Here is a 24,059-nt window from a genome sequence, read left to right on the forward strand (position 1 = left end):
GGCCTCCACAAGGCCGAGGGTCAGCCTTGGCGCAACCAGTCGATAAAGCGCGCAAACAGCTCGGACTGGGAGTTTATCTCCAGTTTAAGGTAGAGGTTCTTGCGGTGCATGCGCACGGTTTCCGGGGAGATGCCCATTTCGCCGGCGGTGGACTTCACCGAGTGACCGCGCAGGATCATCTGCGCCACTTCGCGCTCGCGCTCGGTCAGCACCTGGCAGCCAAAGCTGTCGAAGGCCGCCTGGACGCTGCCCTGGCTATCCGCTTCGCGGGTTTGCGCAAGGCCGTGCTGGGCGAAGCGGCTGATCAGTTCACGCACCATCGGCTCCACCGCCTGCAGCAGGTGCAGTTGCTCAACGCTCAGGGGGCTGGCGCCGTAGCCCTGGAACAGGCTCAGGGAGATCTTGCTGTGTGGGTCGATGTCGACGATGTAGTAGCTGTCTTCGGTGCAGCCCGTGCCCAGGTAGTAGGTCTTGTAGTAGTCACTGTCGAAGAAGTGGTCCGGGGCGATCTCCTGCAGGTGGTAAAAGCCTTGCGCCAGGCCCTTCTCCACCGCCAGGCAGAACGGGTCGAGCAGGTAACCGGCGGTGAAGTAGCGGTTGAGGATCGCATCGCGGTAACGCTCGGGGATGCCTTGCTGGTAGAGCAGCTGCGGCGGCTGGCCCTGGCGTTCGAGGCTGATCATCATCGACTCGACCGCCACCAACTGGCTCAGGGCGGCAGCGAGGGTTGCCAGGGCGTCCGTCTCGTGACTGCGGGCAAAGGCGTGCTGCAGCGCTGCATGCCATTGCTGCAGGGCAGAGAAAGACAGGCAGATCGGGGTGTCGGCGGTGGCTCGGCTCATGCCCGGCAGTCTAGGCTCCCACAGCGGGTTTGTGTAGCCGGACCTGTGGGAGCGGGCTCGACCCGCGATCGAGCGCGAAGCGGTCGTAGTCCAGCCAACACTTGATGCATTGAATGGACTAGCCTCATCGCGGGTCAAGCCCGCTCCCACAGGCCTTCACTGACCAGTTCTTCTGCCGTTTCGACAATGCACTGGCGCAAGGTCTCAACGATCTCGTCCACCTGGGCATGGGTGATGATCAGCGGCGGCGACATCACGTTCAGGTGCATGATCGGCCGTACCAGCAAGCCCTTGGCCTGGGCCCGGCGGTGGATGCGCTCGCCGATGTTGACCTCATCGGCAAACAGCGCCTTGCTGCGCTTGTCGGCAACGAATTCGACACAGGCCATCAGCTTCATGCAGCGCACCTCGCCCACCAGCGGCAGCCCGGCCAGGCTCTGCAGGCGCTGCTCCAGGTAGCCGCCGACCTCATCGACATGGGCCAGCAGGTTCTCCCGCTCGATGATCTCGATGTTTTTCAACGCCGCGGTGCAGCAAACAGGGTGGCCGCTGTAGGTAAAACCGTGGGTAAAGCAGCGGCCCTTGCCCGGCTCGGCGATGACCTTCCAGATGCGCTCGGAGAAGATGCACGCGCCCAGCGGCAAATAGGCCGAGGTCAGGCCCTTGGCGGTGGTGATGATGTCCGGCTGCACGCCGAACAGCGCCTGCGAGGCAAAAAACTTGCCCAGGCGGCCAAAGGACGTCACCACCTCGTCGGCAACGAAGAGGATGTCGTAGGTCTGGCACACCTGCCACATGCGCAGGAAGTAGTCCTTGGGCGGGATGATCACCCCGCCCGAGCCCATGATCGGCTCGGCAAAGAACGCCGCGACATTGTCGGCGCCCAAGGACAGGATCTTGTCTTCGAACTCGGCCACCAGAAAGTCGAGAAACGCCGCCCCGTCCATGCCATCCGGTGCCCGGTACGGGTTGGGGTTGGAGACGTGGTGGATCAACTCATGGCCATAGTCGAACTCGGGCACGCGGTCGGCGGCCTTGTTGCCGATCGACATGGTCAGGCAAGTGGAGCCGTGATAGGCGTTGTAGCGGGCGATCACGTGCTTTTTGTGCGGCTTGGCGCGGCAGTTCTGGTAGTACTGGATCAGCCGGTAGGCGGTATCGACCGCCGTCGAGCCGCCGGTGGTGAGGAACACATGATCGAGATCGCCCGGCGCGAGGCTGGCGAGCTTTGCGCACAGTTCGATGGCGACGTTGTTGGCCATGTCCGAGAACGGGTTGGAATAGGCCAACTGGCGCACCTGGTCGGCGATGGCCAGGGCCATCTCTTCACGGCCCAGGCCGATGTTGGTGCACCACATGCCGCCGACGGCATCAAGCAAGCGCTGGCCATCGGTGTCGTAGATATAGGCGCCCTGGCCTTCGACGATGTTCAGCGCACCGTGTTCGGCGTGCTCATCGAACACGTGGTAACCGTGCATGTAGTGGGCTTTGTCGGCCGCCACCAGGCAATCATTGGCGGCGGGTGCTGAAAAGGTTTTGTTTGGGGTGGCCATGGCAGTGTCCTTGGCGAGGGGAAAATGGCAATCAGCTACCGGTCTTGACCGTGCTCCAGACCCGGGTAATGGCGCGCATGTCCTTGCCGCTCTGGGTCTTCTGCGCGAACAGGCGCTGGCGGGTGGCGGCGTCCGGGTAGATCGCCGGGTCGTCACGAATCTCGGCCTGCACCAGCGCCGTGGCGGCGGCGTTGCTGTTGGCGTAATGGATGTAGTTGGTGACCTTGGCGATGTTCTGCGGCTGCAGCAAAAACTCGATGAAGCGATGGGCGTTGGCCGCGTGCGGCGCGTCGCTGGGCAGGTACAAGTTGTCGAACCAGATCAGCGAGCCTTCCTGGGGGATGAAGAACGCCAGCTTGATGGGCTTGTTCGCCTCCTCTGCCCGCGCCTGTGCGGTGGCGTAGTCGCCGGACCAGGTCAGGGCCAGGCAGGTATCGCCATTGGGCAGGCTGGTCAGGTAATTGACCGAGTCGAATTTCTTGATGAATGGCCGCACGCCGAGCAGCAGCGCCTGGGCGGCTTCAAGGTCATCGGCTGTGGCGCTGTTGGGGTCGCGCCCCAGGTACTTGAGGGCCAGCGGGATCACTTCGCTGGGCGCGTCCATCAGGGTCACGCCGCAGTCGGCAAAGCGCGAGACAATCTTGGGGTCAAAGAGCATGGCCAGCGAACCGATGGGCGCGTCGGGCATGCGTGCCTTGATCTTGTCGACGTTGTAGGTCACCCCGGAACTGCCCCAGGTGTAGGGCGCCGAGTAGGCAAGGCCCGGGTCGTAGCCTTGCAGGTTGCTCACGACCTGCGGGTCGAGATTGCTCCAGCTTGGCAGCTGCGTTTTGTCCAGCGGCTGGAACACCTGCGCCTTGATCAGCGGCGGTACCAGGGAGGCGTTGAGTACCACCAGGTCGTAGCCCGAGCGCCCGGTCAGCAGTTTGGTCTGCACCGTTTCGTAGCCGTCGAAGGTGTCGTAGATCACCTTGATGCCGGTGGCTGTTTCAAAGTCGGCGAGGGTCGTTTCGCCGATGTAATCCGTCCAGTTGTACAGCCTGAGTGTGTTGGCCGCCTCTCCCTCGGCGGCGAGCGCCGCCGTTGCCAGGGGCGCGAGCAACAGACTGGAAATCACCTTCAGTGTCTTTCGCATAGCCACTCCGTCGTGTCACCAGGATCTGCTCGGTGTGAGCCGACGGGGTTACTATCGAGGGAGCCGGTAATGGGGACCATACCCCGAATGGGTAGGTGCGCAGCATTTACCTTGCGGCCAATCGCCGGCAAGGCCGGCGATGAGGCCGCTACAGCCACCCTCAAGCCAATGGATACAGTTGCTCATCAAACTGCGCCAAGCGCGGAAACTCCAGCGGCTGGTCATCGGACAAATGCGCCAGGCGCTGCCGGTAGCTACGCAAGAAGTCCTTGCGCGCCTCATCGCTGATATATGGCACATGCCAGGCCACAAACGGCTCCAGCACCTCGAAGCCAACGTACGCCAGGGTGCCGCGCAAAATCGGCCGCAGCATGTCTTGCAGCGGCCCGTGAATCGCCCCGTCGCCAAACATGTGCTCGCGCCCGCCCAGGGTCACGGTCACCAGCGCCTTCTTGCCCACCAACCCGCCCTGGTCGTAAAAGCGTTTGCCGCCATAGCACACCCCCGAGACCAGCACCCGGTCGATCCAGCCCTTGAGCATGGCCGGTGCCGAGAACCAGAAGATCGGGAAGTTGAGCACCAGCAGGTCGGCCCACAACAGCTTGTCCAGCTCCTGCTGGATGTCGGCGGCAATCGATTGGCTCTTGACCCCCAGGCGCTGCTCCAGGGCATACACCAGGTAATCGGGGTTCTCGCGGCTGACGAAGTCATCGGCGCTGGCCACCGGGTTCCAGTTCATCGCGTACAGGTCGCTGACCTGCACCTGATGGCCCTGGGCGGTGAAGGTTTCGATAGCCTGGTCACGCAAGGCGGCGGTAAAGGATTGCGGCTCGGGGTGAGCGTGAACGATCAGTACATTCATGGGGAGTCCTTAAACGGTGTGCACAGCAATACGGGACGCCTTCAGGCTCATCAGCACTGAATCGCTTTAACTTCGACGAACTCGGCCAGGCCTTCCTCGCCCCACTCGCGGCCGTTGCCCGACTGTTTGTAGCCGCCAAACGGCGCCTGGTAATTGAACCCCGCGCCATTGACGAAGCACTGCCCGGCCCGCAATTGCCGGCCCAGTTGCAGGGCCCGCTCGCGGTCCGCCGCCCACACCGCGCTGGACAAACCGAAGGGTGAGTCGTTGGCCAGGGCAAGCGCCTGGGCTTCATCGGCATAGGGGATCAGGCACAGCACCGGGCCGAAGATCTCTTCCTGGGCAATGCGCATGCGGTTATCGACGTCGGCGAACAGCGTCGGCGCCACATAGAAGCCGCGCTCAAAGCCCGGCCCCGTGTCACCGCCACACAGCAGCCGTGCGCCCTCCTCCTGGCCGATGCGGATGTAGTCCAGCACGGTACGCCGCTGCGCCGCCGAACACATGGGTCCGAGGAAGCTGTTCGGGTCTTGCGGGTCGCCCATGACCAGCTTGCGGGTTTCATCCAGGGCGATTGCCACGGCCTCTTCATAGCGGCTGGCCGGCAACAGCATGCGAGTCAGGGCCGTGCAGGTCTGCCCGGAGTTGATCATCACGTCCTGCACGCCATAACGCACCGCGGCGTCGAGGTCGGCGTCGGCGGTGATCAGCAGCGGCGACTTGCCGCCCAGTTCCAGGCACACGCGCTTGACCGTCGGCGCCGCGGCTTGGGCCACGCGCACGCCGGCGCCGGTGGAGCCAGTGAACGAGACCATGTCCACCTGCGGGTGGCGAGCCAATGCCTCACCGACCTTGGCCCCCGGCCCGCTGACCAGGTTGAACACCCCGGCCGGCAAGCCAATGGCCTCGATCATTTCGGCCAGCAAAAACGCGTGCAGCGGGGTTTCCTGGCTCGGTTTGACCACCACCGTGCAACCGGCGGCCAACGCCGGGGCCAGTTTGCCGATCAACTGGTGCAGGGGGTAGTTCCAGGGGTTGATGAAGGCGCAGACACCGACCGCCTCGCGCACCACCCGCGAGTTGCCGACTTCACGCACCTCGTCCATCAGCCCGGCCAGTTCAATGTACTGCTCAAGGCCGACAATCGGCCCATCGACCTGCACCGCCCGGCACCACTGCACCGGCATGCCCAGCTCGCGGGTGATGACGGCCGCCATCTCATCGGCGCGGGCCTTGAGCTGTTCGGCCAGGGCGCGAATGTAGCCGGCGCGCACGCTCGACGGGGTTTGCGACCAGCGGCCGAATGCGTGGCGAGCCGCTGCCACCGCCCGGTTGACGTCTTGCTCGTCGCCCAGCGGCACCCGGCCTGCCACTGCTTCGGTGGCCGGGTTGATCACCTCGGCCAGGCCCTGGCCCGACGGCACCTGCCAGCTGCCATCGATAAACAGCCGCGAATAGTCACGCATGGGTTTTGCCCTCCATCAGCTCGGCGGCGCAACGGGCAATGCGCTGGCAAGCCTCGCGCAGCGGTTCGGCGCCGAGCACCAGGCCCAGGCGGATATGCCCGGCGGCGCTGGGGCCGAAGGCTTCACCAGCGAGCACCGACACGCCATGGTGATCGAGCAGGCGATTCGAGAACGCCTGGGCGCTGAGGCCGGTTTCACGGATATCGACCATCACGAACATGCCGCCATCGGGCTTGAGCGCACGCAGGCCCGGGCAGTCGGCCAGGCACTCACAGACCAGGTCGCGGCGCTGGCGGTAGGCTTCGCGCATGGCTGCCAGCTCCGGCAATTGCTGCTCCAGCGCTACTACCGCCGCATCCTGGATGAAATCCGGCGAGCCATAGAGCATGCACAGTGCCAGGTTCTCCAGGTGCGTGGCCAGCGCTGGCGAGCCCACTACCCAGCCGACCCGCCAGCCAGTCATGGCATGGGACTTGGACAGGCTGTTGAGGGTCGCCGTGCGCTCGGCCATGCCCGGCAGGCTGCCGGGGCTGATGTGTTCGCCGTCGTACAGCAGCTCGCTGTAGACCTCATCGCAGATCATCCACAGGTCATGGGCAATGCACAACTCGGCCAGCGCCTCCCAGGTACTGCGCGGCAGGCTGGCGCCGGAGGGGTTGTGCGGGCTGTTCAGGGCCAGGGCACGGGTCTTGGGGGTGATGCGCGCGGCGACATCTTCGGCCTGCACCCGGAAGCCGTGCTCCGGGCGCACCGGGACCGGGATCACCGTGGCGCCACAGGCGCCGAACACCGCTTCATAGGTGACGTACATGGGCTCGGCGACGATCACTTCATCGCCAGGGTTGAGCACGCACTGGGCCACGCAGAACAGCGCGCACTGTGCCCCGGCCAGCACCGTCACCTGATCGGCGCCGGTCGGCTGGCCGCTGCGCTGCTGATGGCGGCGGGCAATGGCCTGGCGCAGGGCCAGCTTGCCGCGCACGTCGGCATAATGGGTGTGGCCGTTGTGCAGGCTGTCGATGGCGGCCTGGACGATCGGCGCCGGGGTGTCGAAATCCGGATCGCCAACCGACAGCAGCAGCACGTCTTCGCCTTTGTCCAGCAGTTCCAGGGCGCGGTAATGGATGTCCCAGGCGGCGGCGCCGTCACCGGCGATACGTTGGGTCAGATCGGAAAAGCGCATGGCAGTCTCCCAAAAAAGCGGTTGAAGTTCAGCGCGCGCAAGCGTGCTTGAGCTCGATCAGGGTTACGCCGTTGCGGGCAAAGCCGCTGCGCAGTTCCCGTTGCAGGTCATCCAGGTTTTGCGGCTGCGCCACGCTGCAACCAAAGGCCCGGGCCAGGCCGATGAAGTCCGGGTTGCGCGGCAGCACGCCGATCGGTTCGATATCCAAACCGAGCATGTCGTCGCGAATCTGTCCCAGGGCATCGTTGTTCCATAGCAGTACCACAAGCGGGCGCTCCAGCTCTTCGACCGCGGTGGCCAGTTCCTGGGCGGTGTAGAGGAAGCCGCCATCGCCGACCAGCACCAGGCCCGGGCGGTCCTCTGTGGCGAACATGCCGCCGATACCGGCGGGCAAGCCGTAACCGAGGGTGCCGTAACCGGTCGGGTGCAGCCAGCTGCGCGGGGCCCGGCTGGCATAGACATAGTTGCCGGTATAGGCCAGCTGGGTCATGTCGGTGCTGATGAACGCATTGGCCGGCAGCTCGGCCGCGACCCGGTCAAGGATCGCCTGGTGGATCGCCTGCAGCGGGCCGTGGCTGGCCTTGACCGCCTGGCGCAGGCTGGCGACGGCATCCATGGCGGCGCCAGCATCGCGCGGCGCGTGCGGCAAACGCTCGAGCAAGGCGGCGACGGTTTGCCGGGCATCGCCTTGCAAAGCCACCGCGCAGGGGTAGAAGTCGTTGAACTTGCGCGGATCGATATCCACCCGCAGCAACTCGCCGTTGAGCTGCAGCCGTTCACGCCAGAAATCGGTGTCGGCCATTTCAGTGCCGACCGCGAGGATCACATCGGCCTCGGCGATCAGTTGCCAGCCCGGCGCCACGCACAAGGACGAACCGGCATTGAGCGGCGCATCCGGTGGCAGCAGACCTTTACCGGCAACGCTGGTGAACAGCGGCGCGGCCAGGCGGGTGCTCAGCTGTTGCAGCTCCTGCGCAGCGGCCAGGGCGCCGCCACCGGCGATGATCATCGGCCGCCTGGCACCTGCCAGTTTGCCGGCAGCCTGATCCAGCACGCTGCTGGCCGGCACGCCCCGGCCCGGGCGGCGCACCACTTCAGTGCTCCAGTCGCGGGCGACCGGTACGGCCAGCACATCCAGCGGCACCGAGATATGCACCGGGCGCGGGCGTTCGCTGTCGAACACCGCGTAGGCACGGGCGATCAGTTCAGGCAGGTCCTCGGCGCTCAGGGCCACGGCGGAAAACGCCGTGATCGGCGCGGTCATGGCGCGCTGGTCCTGGGTTTCGTGCAGGCAGCCCCAGCCTTTGCCCAGGCTCGCGGTATGGTTGACGCTGGAAATCACCAGCATCGGGATCGAGTCGGCATAGGCCTGGCCGATGGCGGTGGCGGCGTTGGTGACGCCGGGGCCGGTGATGACGAAGCACACCCCAGGCTTGCCGCTGACCCGCGCATAACCGTCGGCCATGAAGCCTGCGCCCTGTTCATGGCGGGTCAGCACGTGGCGGATGCCGCTGCCGGGCAGGCCACGGTACAACTCCAGGGTGTGCACCCCGGGAATGCCGAACACGGTATCGACGCCGTAGTTGGCCAACAGGCGCACCAGGGCCTGGCCACCGGTCAATGGGCTGTTGTGCATGTTCATCTCCTTATACCTGGCCGAGGCGAATCAACGCATCGACCGCGGTGGTGCCCTGGGCACTGACCATTAATGGGTTCACATCCAGTTCCAGCAATTGCGCGGCGTTTTCGCAGGCGTAGTCGGCGACCGCACGGATCGCTGCCACCAGCGCCTCCAGGTCAGCCGCTTGGCGGCCGCGAAAGCCCTGGAGCAAGGCGGCGCTGCGCAGGCCGAGCACGGCCTTGCGGATGGCGCCGTCGGTGGTCGGCAGCAACAGGCTCTTGCTGTCCTTGAGCAGCTCGACGAGGATGCCGCCGGCACCGATCACCAGGGCCAGGCCGAAGTCGTTCTCGCGCTTGATACCGACGATCAGCTCGGCCAGCGGCGCGCTGGCCATGGGTTCGAGCAGCACCTGGTCGAACGCTACACCGGGCGCATAGGCCGCAATCCGCGTACGCATCTGTTCCAGCGCCGCGCCCAGGGCCTGGGCGTCGCGCAGGTTGAGGGCGACGGCACCGGCTTCGGTCTTGTGCGGCAGTTGCGCACTGACCGCCTTGAGCACCAGCGGGTAGCCAACGCTTTCAGCATCCTTGAGTGCCTGTTCCGGGGTGCTCAACACGCCCGTGGGCACCGGCAGGCCGAACGCCTGCAAGGCTTGCTTGGATTGCCACTCGTTGAGCAGTGTGCCCTCGCCCTGCAGCGCCTGCGGGCACAGCGGCGGCAACGCCGACTCGCCCAGCGCCAGCAGCGCCTGGCGTTTGCCCTGGTAAGCGGCAATCCGCCCCCAGGCCGCCAGGCCGTCCTCGACGCCCTGCAACGCGGCGATGCCATGGGCATGCAGGCGCTCGCGGGCAACGGCCGGCAGCAGTTCAGGCAAGGCCGAGGTGACAAAACCGCTCTTGCCATGACGCTTGAGCGCCGCGCAGTACAGCTCCAGCAGCAGGTCACACTCCTTGCGCTCGCCGGTAAACTCGGCCGGGTAGTCGAGCACCAGCATGGCGGCATCGGCCTCGGTGCGCAGGGCGCTGTCGAGCATGCGCTCAAGCGCGGCGGCATCGCCCCAGATCGCCGTGGTGAAGTCCAGCGGGTTGACCAGGTTGGCATAGGTTGGCAGCACCTGGGCCAGCTCGCGGACCTGGCCGTCTTCCAGCTTCGGCAGGCTCAGATCGTTGCGTTCGGCATAGTCGGCGATCAGCCCGGCATCGCCACCGGAGCAAGCCAGGGCGATCAGGCTGCCGCCCTTGGGCAAGTGGCCGCAGGCAGCGGCCTTGAGGGTTTCGACAAAGCTCACCGGGCCGCTGACGCGGATCACCCCCAGGCGCTCGAACAGGCTGTCGTACAGCGCATCGGAGCCGGACAGCGAGCTGGTGTGGCTCAGCGCCAGTTCCGCACCGATTTGCGACACCCCGGTTTTCAGGGCGATGATCGGGATACCCAGCTGCAGCGCCTTGTGCGCGGCGCGGGCAAAGCCCGGCACGTTCTTCAGGCCTTCCAGGTGCAGGCCGATGGCAGTCACCCGCGGCTCATCGAGCAGCGCGTCCATCAGTTCGGCGATGCCGATCTGCGCCTGGTTGCCCACCGAGGCCATGTAGGCCACCGGCAGCGAGCGGTCGCTCATGGACAGGTTGTAGGCAAAGTTGCCGCTCTGGGTCAGCACCGCCACGCCCTTCTCCACCGCCTTGCCGCCATGGGCCACCGGCCACAGCGCCGAGCTGTGCAGGTAGTCGAGCAGGCCATAGCAGTTGGGGCCCAGCAGCGCCATGTGGCCGGCAGCCTTGAGCAGTTGCTGCTGCAGGGCCAGGCCTTCGGCGCCGGTTTCGGCAAAGCCCGAGGCGTAGCAGATCGCTCCGCCGGCACCCTTGGCGGCCAGCTCGGCCACGCAGGTCAGGGTCAGCTCGCGGTTGGTGGCGATAAATACCGCATCCGGCGCACAGGGCAGCTCGGCGACGCTGCGCACGCACGGCACGCCGTCGAGGCTGTCGTGCTGCGGGTTGACCAGCCACATCGGCCCTTGGTAACCGCCCTCGGCGCAGCGTTTGAGCGCCCGGGCCATGCTGCGCCCGCCGACGAACGCCAGGTGACGCGGGGCGAGCAGACGTTTGAGATTGTCTCGTAACATGAGCAGGCTCCTGATCAGCGCAACAGCGGGCGCAGCAGTTCACGGGAAATGATGTGCCGCTGGATCTCCGAGGTGCCCTCCCAGACCCGCTCAATGCGCGCATTGCGCCAGATCCGCTCGACCGGGCCTTCATCCATCAGGCCCATGCCGCCGTAGATCTGCACCGCCTCGTCGGCAACCTTGCCGAGCACTTCACTGGCAAACAGCTTGGCCATGCCGGCCTCGCCATCGGTCATCGTGCCCTGGTCCATCTTCCAGGCCGTGTGCAGGGTCAACAGCTCGGCGGCGCGAATCTGCGTGGCCATGTCGGCGAGCTTGAACGAGATACCCTGGTAAGTGCCGATCGGCTGGCCGAACTGCTTGCGGTCGGCCGCCCACTGCAGCGACACGTCAAGGGCGCGCTGGGCCTGGCCAACACAGTTAGCGGCGACCATCACCCGCCCGGCGGTGAGCCAGGCGTTGGCCACTTCCCAACCCTTGCCGACTTCACCCAGCACTTTGCTGGCCGGCACCGTGCAGTCATCGAAGAACAGCTCGAAGGTGTGATAACCGCGGTTGCTCACGCACTTGGGCCCGCGGCGGATGGTCATGCCCGGGGTGCCGCGGTCGACCAGAAAGGCGGTCACCGCGTTGCGCGTCTTGCCGTTGTGCTCGTAGGTGTCGGTGACGGCAAAGACGATGGCGAAATCGGCATGCCCGGCATGGCTGATGAAGTGCTTGCTGCCGTTGAGCACAAAGTTGTCACCCTCGCGCACGGCGCGGGTCTTGATCGCATTGGCATCGGAGCCGGCGCCCGGCTCGGTAAGGGCAAAGCAGTCGGTCTTCTCGCCCTGGATGCACGGCAGCAGGTAATCGTTGATCTGTTCGTCCTTGCAGGCCATGAGGATCTTCGACGGCCGCGCGACAAACACATGCAGGGCCCACGACACCTTCGACAGCTCGCGCTCGATCAGCGCCTGGGACAGGTAATCGAGGCCGCCGCCGCCGACTTCCTCGGGCATGTTGAAGGCATAGAAGCCAGCGGCGATGGCCTTGCCGCGGATCTGTGCGGCAAGCTCCGGCGAGACTTCGTCGGCGCGGTCGACGGCCTCCTCATGGGGCAGTAACTCCTTGGCGACAAAACTGCGTACCGCTTCCACCAACATTTGTTGTTCTTGGGTCAGTTGGAAATTCATGAGTCGATCCTGAAGAAGTGCGTGTAAGTATTTATTTACCAACGAATTTAGCTGCACGTTTTTCGACAGCGGCGCGCAACGCTTCGGCGCCATCCTCGCTACGCCCGCACAGCAGCCCGGCGGCAAGCTCGGCCTGTAGCTGCTCGCCCAGGGTGCGCTGGGCGCCGTCGCGAATCAGCCGTTTGGTCTGGGCGAAGGCGAAGGTCGGGCCCTTGGCCAGGCGCCCGGCCAGCTCGGCCGTCACCGCCAGCAACTGCTCATCGGCGCACACCTCGCCCACCAGCCCGGCCGCCAGGGCGCGCTCGGCCCCCCACAGCTCATCGAGAAACAGCAGGCGTTTGGCCTGTTCGCTGCCGATCAGCCGTGGCAGGTGCCAGCTGGCGCCGGCATCCGGGCTGTAGGCCATGCTGGTGTAGCCGGCCTTGAACCGCGCCGAGGCGGCGGCCACGCGCAGGTCGCAGCACAGGGTCAGGTCCATGCCGGCGCCGACGGCAGTGCCGTTGATGGCGGCGATGGTCGGTTTGTCGAGGCTGTGCAGGCGCTGCATCAGGGCGTGGGCGGTTTCGGTCCAGCCGTAGCTCTCCAGGGCGCCGCGGGCTTCGGCTTCGGCCCACTCGGCAAGGTCGGCGCCTGCGCAAAAGCTGCGGCCGGTGCCGGTCAAGACCACCACGCGCACCGCCGGGTCGGCGTTATGGGCATCGAGCAAGGCATGCAGGTTTTTCAGGCTGGGGATGTCCAGCGCGTTGCGCTGATCCGGACGGTTGAGGGTGATCCAGGCAATGCCGGCTTCGACCTGGCTGAGCAGCGACGCAGGAGGGGTCATGGGTGGCCTCGAATTATTAGGGGTGGGGCGTGAGGCCATACTAAACGAGTGTTCAACAAGCGAAAAGAGTGCGACCAATCTTAATGTAAAAACCTAAAAAGTACCTATAACACTTTGTTTATAAATGATTAATAGTAATATTCACCTATTACTTACCCTATACTTGTTACAACTTCGAACAACTCGCTACAGGCAAAAAAGGCCGCCTCAATGGGCGGCCTTCACCAGCACGCGCTGGCTTAAATCAAGTAAACCTCATAATTTTACTAAACGACCCCCATACACCGTCGAATACTCCAAAGGTGATGACAACCTCTTCAGCTCGAGTATGGGTAACGTCAAATTCGCAACATAGGCCGTACTGCCCGGTGCCCGTCCCCGTTTGATACAGCGGCATTACCACAGTGGATCCGGGATGCCCGATAATCCTGGCTCCCCCCGAGACTGTGACGGTGACAAAACGTCTATGGGTGTCCGGACGATTAGGGTAGGCAAATTTAGAAAAAAAGACCCGATTCGAGCTTCGACCGTCGGCTCTTGCCCCATTAGCCGAGCCCCCAGAGGCTTGGAGATAGGAGTTACTTATGTCTGGGGGCATTTTATCTCGGAAGTGCAACTGCGCGGTGACCGCAACGCCCCCATGGGGCACGGCGGTAAATGTCGTGCTGGTAGCACCGTGAATACCAACCTTTTCATGCCATTCGCCATACCCGTCCAAGGTGACATCTTTCTGGATTGCGCCGCCAACAAAACCCGCTGGAGGATTGACACGCAGTGTCACTCGCTGTCCCGGTGTTCCCAAGACCGTTACACCATTTGATTCGGGGCCCTTTTCAAAAACAAAGGGCACCATATTACGGGTATAGCCTCCGTTAGAGACCGCCAGCGCCGCCGTACTGCGCACCCGCATCTCATAAGCAATCACCGGCGCTTCGATGTTTTCCACGCGCAAGTGGATGTTCAAACGCGAACGGTCAGAGAGCTTTTCAAGGTCCGAGCGCGAAATCGGGCGAGTAATGCCGCCCGTCACCTCAGCCGGAGACACCGGATGCGCTACAAGCAGCGGTAGCGTCCAGTCTCCTCCACTTTGAAGTTTGCCTTCAAGCGTCACCCAGACCTGCTGACCTGCAACAATCCCCTGCCAGCGATCAATCCTCAAGGTGGCGTTACCGGAGAAGGCGGCCAGTTCCAGCACTTGGCCCCTCGCCTCGAGAATTTTAGGATCGGTCAGGCTGATCTGCACCTGAAGGATCTGGTACTCGCGCACCGGGAACCTGATAGCTTGCGATTCTTCGGCATCCTCACGCAGCGCCACCGCCATCTCCAGGGTGATCCGGCTCTGATGGGCGAATGCCTGCAAATCGGCCCGGTTCAGCGTAGCGCGTACACCCAGGTTGACCTCCCCTGCGGACACCCGTTGCCCTTCAGCCAGGACGATAGTCTTGGCATTACCTTGTGCATCGGTTCCACGGCAACGAAACCAGTAACGCTGACGCTCGTTGATCCCGTTCCATTTCGCCACCGTCGCCAGCGCATCGCCCTGAAAACTCAGCAAATCGAGCACATCGCCATTGGCCTCTTCGATTCGTGGCCGTGGCGGGTTGCTCAGCACCGGGCCGATGCCCAGGTGCAGGAAGTCCGAATAGCGCCGGCGTTCCGCAGGCTCGCTAACATAGTAGCGGATACGCACCTCGTGCCCCAGGCTGGGCACGATATCCTCCTCGTAGACGGAAAACGCCACATCATCGGCAACTTGCACCGGGAAGAAGTCGATGATGTCCGCCCCCGCGACCGGGCTCAGCCACTCCATCCACACTGTCTGCCCAGGGGCCATACCTTCGTACAGGGGAGCCTCGACGGTAGCCACGACGATGCCGATCGGGTCGAGGGTATCGTTCTCGGCCTCCGGCACGTTCGGGGCGACCAGCTCGGGCGCCGGCTCACCGACCCACAATGGCAACACCTGGGACTCCCGCGGCTCGCTGCTGCCGAAGTACACCCGGTAGAACAGTTCCAGGTTACCGCCCGACAGCGCGGCAATATGCTCGGCCGGTACGATAAGCACGACCGGGTTGTCCACTTGGGACCCGGTCAGGTTCCAGTCGCGCACAAAGGCGTAGGTGTGACCATTGGCCCGTTTGCCCTGCCAGACCAGGCGTACCTGCTGACCGGCGAACATGCCCACCCACGGCGGAATCCACACTACGGCTTGCGGCAATGTGTCGGGCAGGAAGTTTTCCTGGCGATCGTCGACATCCGGCGGCAGCAACTCGGCCGCCTTGCCCCGCACGCCGACGGCAGTGGTTCTGGACGGTACCTGCTGCCCGTCGCGGGTGACCTTGTAGGAGACATAGGCCAGGCCACCGGCGATCGACTCGGCGATGCTGTTGGGCACCTTGTGGGTAATGGTCCGCGGGGGTGGAATGATGCCCACCGGGTACGCGGGGGAGACATGTGGCGGGATCGCCGCCACGTCTTCGGTGTAACCGCGGAAGGTGAAAACCACCTGATCGCCAACGCGAAAATCCAGCCGATCGGCAATTACCGAGATCTCGACATCGGCGCCCTGCAGAGCCCCCAGGTCGAGGAAACCTTCCTCGTCAATCCCGGCCACCCCTGGCCGTGGCAACAACACCAGGCTGACTTCAACAAAGGCATAGCTGGGCAACGAGGCACCATCGGACTCGTTGCCCACCTCGTCTTCCAGCCAGTACAGCACCAGCAGGCGCTCATCATCGCCGCCCGCCTCGATGGTGGCATAGTCGACGAATACCGGTATGGTCTTGCCCACCTCGCCTTCCTGGACGACGTGAGTGACCTTGGCCCCGCCCCAGCTCAAGTTGAGGGTGTCGCCGACTTCCATATAGCGCCAGCGGTTGACATACACCGTGACGCCGTCCTGGGCCATCTCCCAGTCGATCAGGCCGAAGGGCACGTCCGGCGATATCAAGTTGGCATTATGAGGGCTGCCAGGCATTTGATTAGGGCCGCCGGGCAAGGTGACCTTGACCTTGACCCGCAAGCGCGCCGACGCCCGTTTGTTGCCGCTGAGCGGCTCGACCGTGAACCATACCTCGCTGACGCCTTTGGGAATGCGGGCAGCGGGCACGAACAGGGTGACCAGGTTGTTCACTTCCTCGGGCAATACCACGATCGGCAAGGGCGTGGCAGGCACCTCTTCGTCGCCAAAGTGCACGTGAATCTTGTCGCCGGCGGCCATTTGCAGGTAAGGCTCGACCAGCACCAGCAACCCCTTGCGGTCAGCTTCCATGGCCCGCACGCCAATGCCGCCATCAAGGCCTGCGGGATGATCGCTGAACTCGCGCATGTGCGGGATGCGCACATGGCTGGTTTCGACGCTGGTGATCTGGTTGACGCGCATGAACCAGGGAATGCCGTCGGCCGCCACCCCCCGGGCCGCATAGCGTGAAGCCAGGCTGGAGAAGTACAGGGTCTTGCTGAAGCGGGTCCAACTGCCGCCCTGGGGTAGTTGAAAGGTCAGCGTCACTTCTTCGGCGACGTTGTCGACCACGTCGAACTGGCAATCACCGGTCAGCTCGGTCAACGGCAGGCTGACCACCTGGCCGGGGTGGCCGACAATCCGTGCGCTGCCGCTGAGCTCAACCTGCACGTAAGTGGCATCGGTGAAGCCGTCGGCCTCAAAACATACGCGGTTGGCGGCGCGGCCGTTGGCCAGCGCACCGCTGGCCGCACGGGCGCGTACGTGTTGATCGTCCTGCTGTTGATCGAACGGGAAGACATCGCTAAAGCGCACCGGCACATGCTGGGCCTGGCCGGTGCCGATCGCCGCGCTGACCAGCACCGTCTCGGCATAGCGGTCGCCCAGCCAGGCGGTGAACTCACCCTTGGCATCCAGAGTGAAGTCCAACTGCTGGCTGTCGTTGTCGAACTGTGCCGAGCCATTGACGCTGAGGCTGCCTTGCGCGCCCGGCCGCCCGACCAGGTTCACCGCACAGGTCTGGGTCGGCAGCGCCCAGTCCTCGGGCAACGCGGAACTGGCCAGGCCCGAATCGGAGACACCAATGTGCAGTTGCCCCTGGCGCACGGTGTAGGTCCTGACCGGGAAATCCAGCGTCGCAGCGCCGCCGAAGTTGACCCTCAGGTGCAGCGACAACGCGCTGCCATCGTCGAGCTCGTCGAGAAACTCGCGCGGCAGCGCCACGGTCAGCCCCGACACCTGCTCTACCGGGCTGTCCACCAACAAGGGCAGCGTGGCATTGGCGCTGCGCACCTCCAGCCACAGCCGCTGGCCCAGGGCAATGAACGGCCAGGCGCTGACGCTGATGTGGGCATTGCCCTCGAACAGGTCCAGGTCCAGTTCGCTGCCGTTAGCCTCATCGATCCTCGGGCGTGGTAAATCATCGGCGCTCGGCGCGCCGATTTGCACGGTTTGCCTGGGCGACTCAAGCGCCGCCAGTTCATTGCGCAGCACCTCATAGTAAAACTGCACCGCGCCGTTGAAGTTCGCCGCCACCGCCGCCGCCGGCACGCTGATGGTGATGCTGCCGGTATCACTGCCCGGGCGCTCAGGCAGTACCGGTGAGCCGGCGCCCGCAGCGCCTTTCCAGTACAAGACAATACGGTCACTGGCGCGCATGCCGGGGTAGCTGATCAGCACCTGGGCGCCATGCAAGCCAAGCATCGGGTCGTAGCTGCCATCCTGCATACCGAGCAGTTGCGCCAGTTCAGGCACCGGCGCGACCGAGCGCAACGCCAGCGCCCGCTCCTGGGACGGCAACGGCCGCCCGCCCAGCGCCGGCTCGACCTCGTAGCGCATCAATACCGTGCTACCCAGGCCGGCGTTGGCGATGGCCTGGGGTACCCGGAACGCTGGCAGCGCACCGCTGCTGTCGACTGTCCTGGCTTCGCTGTAGCTGCTCTCCGGTCCGGCGCCTTGCCAGGTGAACGTGACTTTGTCGCCTACGTGCTTGCCCGGGTAGTTGACTGTCACCTGGACCCCGAGAGGGTAGAAATGCGGGTCCAGTTCATTGACCGGCTCGTCCACCTCCGGCGCCGGCAACAGTCCGGCGGCGCTGATGCGCAGCTCCAGCGGGTCCGATTGCCGAAAGCCGACACTGCGCGTGCTAAGCATGCGCACCTGGTAGTAGACCTTGACCGTGCCCGACTCCAGCAGGCGGATGTGTTCCGTGCCGACATTGATCGCCACCTCGCGGTCCCCTGCCCCCTCCGAGGCGGTCACCACACGCCGAACCTCATGCAGGGTCGGTCTGCCATCCAGTTGGGTGCCTTGCCACACCAGAGTAATCTGGTGGCCCGCCGTACGTCCCTGGTAATGAGGGATCATCACCGCAGCCCGGGCAATATCGTAGGCCAGTACGCCCTCCTCCGCCTGCGCCACTCTCGGCACAGTCAACGCCTTGGGCTGCCCTTTGAAACCGATGCTCAGGCGCTGCGAGTGCTGCTCGCCGCCAGCCTTCACCAGCCTGTAGCCCACGACCGCCAGGCCACTGGCCAGGGCCCAGGCTTTGTCATTGGCAATGGTGAACGTCAGGGTCTGCGGCAAGGTCCCGCGGAGGGTCTGGTCCAGGTCGATATGGGTCGGCAGGCCCGAATCGATGTAGCCGGTAAAGCGCAACCTGACCGTGTCGCCGATGGCGAACGCCGGTGCGCTGGCCTGCACCTGAATCAGCAGGTCATCGCTACCCAGTACCTCGAGATTGATATAGCCCTCATGATCGAGCCCCGGTACCGAAACGGCCGGCAATTGCGCATGACCGGTGTCGACCACCACCGATACATGCGGAGCCCAGGTCTGGCTGGTGTTGTGGACAATATCGTGCACTTCCCAGGTCACCACCAGGTTGGGGCTGTCGCCGGCCTGGCGAATGACACTGCCGGGCACCGTGAACACCACCGGCTGGTTGAGGTCGGCCTCGACCAGGGTATAGCTCAGCATCACCCCGCCCCAGCTCAGGCGGATCACATCGCCAACGGCGCGGTGCTCGTAGAAATAGACCTGCACCTGGACGCCGTTCTCCAGGTGTTCAGCAGTGACCGGATTGACACCGACATCTGCCGCGACCAGGCCCTGGTGCCCGGGTTCGGAACCGCCCGGGCGATCCAGCTTGACCAGAACCGAGAGGTCGCGCGAAGTGCCATACTCGATGTTGTTGCGGCTGAAGCGGTAGTGCACTGTATGCGCGCCCGGGGTAAACCGCTCGGCGGGCAGGTGCAGGAGCAGGGCCCGGCCGAGGTCGTAGCCTTCGAGCACCAGCGGCGCGACGACCGGCATGCTGTCGGCATCCATGTACACCCGCAGTTCGTCACCGCCGCGCACGTTGGTGAAAGGCGGCACGGTCGCCAGCACACCTCGCTCGTCGGTGCTCAGAGTATGGAGGTTGACGCCCGCGTCATAGCCACTGACCGGCGCGACCGAGGCGAACAGGGACAGTGCCGGCAGCTCGCTGGTGGTCGTGGATTCGATGGTATCGGTTTGCAAGTCATTCATGGCAAACAGCCTCAGTAGCAGGGGGAACAGCGTTTCGGCCCTGCGTGCATACCGCCATGAAAAAGGGCCGACCTGGTTAAAGTCGACCCTTATTCAATACCTCGTTATCGAGGCCAACAACTGACAAAAATGCTAGGTGGCCGGGTTTACACCGACGGCGCCAACACCCCCTGGCGCTTGCGGTGAATGATGAAGTACGCCGCGTAACACACTGCGATGAAACCAAAACCCCAATACAGCGACGGCCGCTGGGTCTCATCCAGCGCCAGGAACACGAACAGCGAACTGCACAGGGCGATGCACAGCAGCGGCACCAGCGGGAACAGCGGCGCGCGGTACTTGAGGTCGGCAAGCTTGCCGCCGCCCTGCAGGTAGGCGCGGCGGAACTTGTACTGGGCCAGGGCAATGACGATCCAGGTCACGGTACCGGACATGCCGCTCACCGCCATCAGCACCATGAACAAGGTATCGGCGGCGACGAAACTGGTCATCAGCGACACCAGGGCAAAGCACAGGGTGATGCTCAGCGCTCGCAACGGCACGCCGCGCTTGCTCAAGGGCGACAGGCTTTTCGGCGCCATGCCGGTCTTGGACATGGCCCAGAGAATGCGCGTGGAGGCATACAGGCCGGAGTTGCCCACCGACAGAATCGCGGTAAGGATGACGAAGTTCATCAGGTCCGCCGCGTAGGGAATGCCGACCATGTCGAACACCTGCACAAACGGGCTCTCCATCAGGCCGGCCTGCTGCCACGGCACGATCGCCGAGAGCACGACAATGGCCAGCACGTAGAAGATCAGCACACGGAACACCACGTTGCGCACCGCGCGCGGGATGCTCTTTTCCGGCTGGTCGGTTTCACCGGCGGCCACGCCCATGATCTCGCAGCCCTGGAAGGCATAGACCACGGTCATCATCACCGCGAACACCGCTGAAAGGCCGTTGGGGAACATCGAGTCGCCGATCAGGTTGTTCATCATCGGCGCCGGCGCGCCACTGGTCAGTGGAATCGCGCCGAAGATCACCAGCACGCCGACGATGATAAAACCAAGGATCGCCGCCACCTTGATCCCCGAGAACCAATACTCGGCTTCACCAAAGGCGCGGGTGGCCAGGGCATTGAGGCCGAACAGCACCACCACGAACAGCGCCGACCAGTACCAGATCGGTACCTCCGGGAACCAGCGCACCATCAGCATGCCGGCGGCGGTGAACTCCAGGCCCACGGTGGTCGCCCAGCTCATCCAGTACACCCAGCCGATCATGAAGCCGGTGGCCGGGCCGATGAATTTGGTGGCGTGGGTCTGGAACGAGCCGGACACCGGCATCTGCACCGACAGTTCGCCCAGGCAGACCATCACCAGGTACATCAGGAAACCCGCCACCAGGTAGGCGAGAATCGCGCCCATGGGCCCGCCCTGGTTGATGGTCACCCCCGAGCCCATGAACAGCCCGGTGCCGATCACCCCGCCCAGCGACAGCATGAAGATATGCCGGCTTTTCAGCGCACGGGTGAGGTGGATGCCTTTACGTTCGGTAGAGTCAGTCATGTCGGCACCTCAACAGTGGTTGAAGCGCGGAAGGGACAGGCGGTGGTGCGGGGACGGCTGAGCTTTACGGCAGTTCATTATTATTATCTCCAATAAGCTTCGAAGACCGCGGGCAGCGGTTGCCGTCGATTATTGGAAAGCGATGTAAGGTGGCGTTGTACCTGAAGATCGAAGATGTAAAAAGTCGTAAGTTTTTTGTACGTCAGCACTGGATCAGCTGTTTCAGGGTCTCGCCGGCCAGGCGTATCTGCTCGGCCAAGGGTACTTGCAGGGCGTTCAGGGTCGCCTGGTGCTTACCCAGCGCTGCTTCTTCCAGCGCGCGCAGTACCGTCGCCAGTCCGCGAAAACCCAGGGAATCGCTGCTGCCGGCAAGGCGATGGGCCAGGTGCGCGACCTCGGTGCAGTCGCCGGCCTTGAGCGCTTCGGCCAGCGCGCCCTGGTGCTGTTCGATGGCATCGCGCAAAACTGTTAGCAAGCCCTGGAGCTTTTGCTCACCGAGCAGGCTGCGATGGGTATCGAGCAGCGCCCAGTCCATGCCCTGCCCGGCCGCTGCGGCCTCGATCACCTGCCCCTGTTGCGCCAAAGCCTGGCGCAAGCTGTCGAGCTTCAGCGGCTTGGCGAGGATGCCCTGCATGCCGGCCGCAAGGAATCCGCGCACCAGCGCCGGCTGCACGCTGGCGGTCAGCGCCAGGATCCGGCAAGCGCGGTTCGGCCCGGGGGTGCGGCGGATCTGCCGGCACAGCTCGACGCCACTGATACCCGGCAGGTGCACATCGAGCAGGATCAGGTCGAAGCGTCGCTGGGCACAGAGCTCCAGCGCCTGTTCACCGTCCTCGGCCATCCACAGGCGGTGCCCGTCGCGCTGCAGCAGGCCGCGCACCACCTCGCGGTTGAGCTCGACGTCTTCGACCACAAGGATATCCAGGGCCTGGATCGCTGCTGCCGGCAGCAGCGGCGGCGCCTCGGCCGCCGCCGCTTGCAGCTCCAGCTCGAACCAGAAACAACTGCCCTGCCCCTCGACACTTTCAAGGCCGATGCGCCCGCCGAGCAGTTCCACCAGGTGCTTGCAGATCGCCAGGCCCAGGCCGGTGCCACCATAGCGGCGGGCCACAGCGTCGCTGGCCTGGACGAAACGCTCGAAAATCCGCCCTTGCACCGCCGGGGCGATGCCGATGCCGTTGTCGCTAACACTGATCCGCAACTGCTGCAGGCCCTGCTGCAGGCCCTGCTCCTGGCCCAGCACCTGGACCTCGACACTCACCTCACCGGCCTCGGTGAACTTGATGGCATTGGCCAGCAGGTTGCTGAGCACCTGGCGCAGGAACTGTTCGGCGCCGTGTTGACGTGGCGCCAACTGCGTATCGATACGACAGCGCAACACCGTGTCGTTGTTCAGGGCCCGCGGTTCGAGCAGGGTCATGACCTCGTCGCACAGTTGGCGCAGGGAGAAATCCACCGCTTCCGGGTGGCTTTCGCCCTCCTCCAGGCGGGCAAAGTACAGCACTTCGTTGAGGATGCTCAGCAAGCCTTCGCCGGCCTTGTACAGGGCATCCAGGCGCTTGCTGTCGCGGGCGTCCAAATCCGCTTCGCGGAGCAATTCGGCCATCCCCAGGATGCCATTGAGCGGGGTGCGCAGTTCATGGCTCATGGTCGCCAGAAAGCGCGACTTGGCCAGGTTCGCCGCTTCGGCATCCTCCTTGGCGCGCATCAGGCTGGCAGTGCGCCGCTCGACCCTCTTTTGCAGTTCGTCGCGCTTGCCTTGCAAGGCCAGGCGGTCGACTTCGCGGCGGTCGATGTCGCTGAGAATATTCCTGCGCATGTCGTCCAGTGCGTGGGCCACGGTGTCGATTTCGTCTTCGCGGCTTGAGCGGCGCTTGTCCAGGCGCAGCGGCTCCTGCCAGTCGCCCGCGCCGATGCGCCGGGCGAACTCGGCCATCACTTGCAGGTGGCGGGTGACCAGGCGGTAAAACAAGCCCGACAACGCCACCGCCAGGCCGCAGAGGAACACGCTCATCCACAGCAGGCTGGTCAGCCCGGTGGCGAACAGGCGCCGGTGCACCGCCCCCAGGTCGATGCTGATCTCCAGCTCACCCAGGTGGCGCAACGGTCCCGAAGGCGGTTGATAGTCCAGCGCGAAACGCTCGATGCGCAGCGGCCCTTGTGGCGTCGCTTCGCCCTGCAGCAAGTCGAAGTCGGCACTGTTCAGGCGCACCCGCGCCACATCGGAGAAGTCCACCAGGCCGCGCAGCTGCACGTTCAACTGCTCCTGGTTGAGGTCCCAGAGGCTGCGTTCAAGGCTTGCCAGGTAACCGGCGCGAATCAACGCCATGCGCGCGTCGATGTCGCGCATCTCGCGACGGTACTCGAAATACAGCTGCACGGTGCTGGCCAGCACGGTAAAGCACAGGCTGAACAACAGGATGAACAGCAGCAGGCGCCGCAGCAGGCCACCGGGTTGCAGGCGCATCATTTGGCGTCTGCCGGCAGGTTGACCATGTCGCGGTAGGTGACTTCGCTCTGCTCCAGCCAGCGCTGGATCTCGCCGTTGTCGCGCATGCGCTGCAGTTGCTCGTCGATCTGCGCCATGTGCTGGCTCAAGGGTGAATGCCGCGACACCGCCACCCGCAGGTAGTCAACGCTCAGCGCGGTGGGCAAGGCCTGGATATCCTCGGCGCCGGGCAAATGCTCGACGAACAGCTGGCCGGTGCGCCGCTCCTGGATGACGAAGTCGATACGCCCGCGAATCAGCTTGCCGAAGTTCTGCTGGCTGTCGGAGACCCACTCGATGTTCTGGTGACGGGCCACGAAGCGGTCGAAGTCCGCGCCGTAGCTTTCACCGAACAACAGCCCGCCGCGGTAGCTGGCCAGGTCTTCAAGGCGCTCGAAGGTCACCGGCCGCTGGCGATTGAAAAACACCGCCACTTCCTCGCGCAGCACCGGCACCGTGGAAAAGCGCATGCCCTGGTCGCGCTGATCGCTGTTGTAGGCCAGCACCACATCCACCCGGCCGGCGGCAGCGTCGAGCAGGCAGCGCTTCCAGTTGCCCAGCACGACGATCTCCACCTCATAGCCCAGGCGCGCGAACAACTGGCGCACCACGGTCGGCGCCAGGCCGCGCACCTGCTTGCCGTCGCTCCAGGAAATCGGCGGGTACACCGGGTAGTCGCAATAGCGGATGCGCTCGGCCGCCTGGACCTGGGCGCCGGGCATCAGCATGGCGAGCCAGAGCAGCCGCCACATGTG

The 24,059-nt window shown here is 64.5% G+C and carries 14 protein-coding genes; all 14 read right to left on the reverse strand.

Annotated features, from left to right (window positions below):
* Positions 1-20: 20 nt before the first annotated feature.
* The 14 genes from KHO53_RS24295 to KHO53_RS24360 all read right to left on the reverse strand — a co-directional run bounded on the left by KHO53_RS24295 (position 21) and on the right by KHO53_RS24360 (position 24,056).
* Positions 21-842, reverse strand: coding sequence for a LuxR family transcriptional regulator (locus KHO53_RS24295; protein WP_036997140.1), 822 nt, complete (start codon positions 840-842; stop codon positions 21-23).
* A gap of 134 nt (positions 843-976) precedes the next feature.
* Entirely contained in the window at positions 977-2,395 is a 1,419-nt protein-coding gene (locus tag KHO53_RS24300; RefSeq protein ID WP_213571092.1) for an aminotransferase, read from the reverse strand.
* Positions 2,396-2,426: 31 nt separating this feature from the next.
* Positions 2,427-3,530, reverse strand: a complete 1,104-nt coding sequence (locus KHO53_RS24305; RefSeq protein ID WP_036997128.1) for a polyamine ABC transporter substrate-binding protein — start codon at positions 3,528-3,530, stop codon at positions 2,427-2,429.
* Positions 3,531-3,690: 160 nt separating this feature from the next.
* On the reverse strand, positions 3,691-4,392 hold the full coding sequence (locus KHO53_RS24310; RefSeq protein ID WP_159388704.1) for an NAD(P)H-dependent oxidoreductase: 702 nt from the start codon (positions 4,390-4,392) through the stop codon (positions 3,691-3,693).
* A 50-nt stretch (positions 4,393-4,442) separates the two neighbouring features.
* Positions 4,443-5,858 carry an aldehyde dehydrogenase family protein gene (locus KHO53_RS24315; protein ID WP_213571094.1) on the reverse strand — a complete coding sequence of 472 codons (1,416 nt, stop codon included), beginning with the start codon at positions 5,856-5,858 and terminating at the stop codon, positions 4,443-4,445.
* On the reverse strand, positions 5,851-7,041 hold the full coding sequence (locus tag KHO53_RS24320) for a pyridoxal phosphate-dependent aminotransferase (RefSeq protein WP_213571097.1): 1,191 nt from the start codon (positions 7,039-7,041) through the stop codon (positions 5,851-5,853). Before KHO53_RS24320 ends, KHO53_RS24315 begins: the two co-directional genes overlap by 8 nt.
* 28 nt (positions 7,042-7,069) lie before the next feature.
* Positions 7,070-8,677 (reverse strand): 5-guanidino-2-oxopentanoate decarboxylase, encoded by a 1,608-nt coding sequence (locus KHO53_RS24325; RefSeq protein ID WP_213571099.1) that lies wholly within the window; start codon positions 8,675-8,677, stop codon positions 7,070-7,072.
* 10 nt (positions 8,678-8,687) lie between these two features.
* Entirely contained in the window at positions 8,688-10,778 is a 2,091-nt protein-coding gene (locus tag KHO53_RS24330) for an acetate--CoA ligase family protein (RefSeq protein WP_213571101.1), read from the reverse strand.
* Between the two features lie 14 nt (positions 10,779-10,792).
* Entirely contained in the window at positions 10,793-11,953 is a 1,161-nt protein-coding gene (locus KHO53_RS24335) for an acyl-CoA dehydrogenase family protein (protein WP_115086548.1), read from the reverse strand.
* A gap of 31 nt (positions 11,954-11,984) precedes the next feature.
* Positions 11,985-12,776, reverse strand: coding sequence for an enoyl-CoA hydratase/isomerase family protein (locus tag KHO53_RS24340; protein WP_213571103.1), 792 nt, complete (start codon positions 12,774-12,776; stop codon positions 11,985-11,987).
* Positions 12,777-13,020: 244 nt separating this feature from the next.
* Positions 13,021-19,266: a hypothetical protein gene (locus KHO53_RS24345; RefSeq protein WP_213571105.1), complete on the reverse strand. Its 6,246-nt coding sequence runs from the start codon at positions 19,264-19,266 to the stop codon at positions 13,021-13,023.
* A gap of 146 nt (positions 19,267-19,412) precedes the next feature.
* Positions 19,413-20,816, reverse strand: coding sequence for an amino acid permease (locus KHO53_RS24350; protein ID WP_100783094.1), 1,404 nt, complete (start codon positions 20,814-20,816; stop codon positions 19,413-19,415).
* Between the two features lie 202 nt (positions 20,817-21,018).
* Positions 21,019-23,286: an ATP-binding protein gene (locus KHO53_RS24355; protein WP_213571107.1), complete on the reverse strand. Its 2,268-nt coding sequence runs from the start codon at positions 23,284-23,286 to the stop codon at positions 21,019-21,021.
* On the reverse strand, positions 23,283-24,056 hold the full coding sequence (locus KHO53_RS24360; protein WP_159388713.1) for a substrate-binding periplasmic protein: 774 nt from the start codon (positions 24,054-24,056) through the stop codon (positions 23,283-23,285). The genes KHO53_RS24355 and KHO53_RS24360 overlap by 4 nt, the downstream gene beginning before the upstream one ends.
* Positions 24,057-24,059 lie beyond the last annotated feature (3 nt).

This window comes from Pseudomonas sp. RC2C2 (genome assembly GCF_018390435.1).
In the GTDB taxonomy this organism is placed as follows: domain Bacteria; phylum Pseudomonadota; class Gammaproteobacteria; order Pseudomonadales; family Pseudomonadaceae; genus Aquipseudomonas; species Aquipseudomonas donghuensis.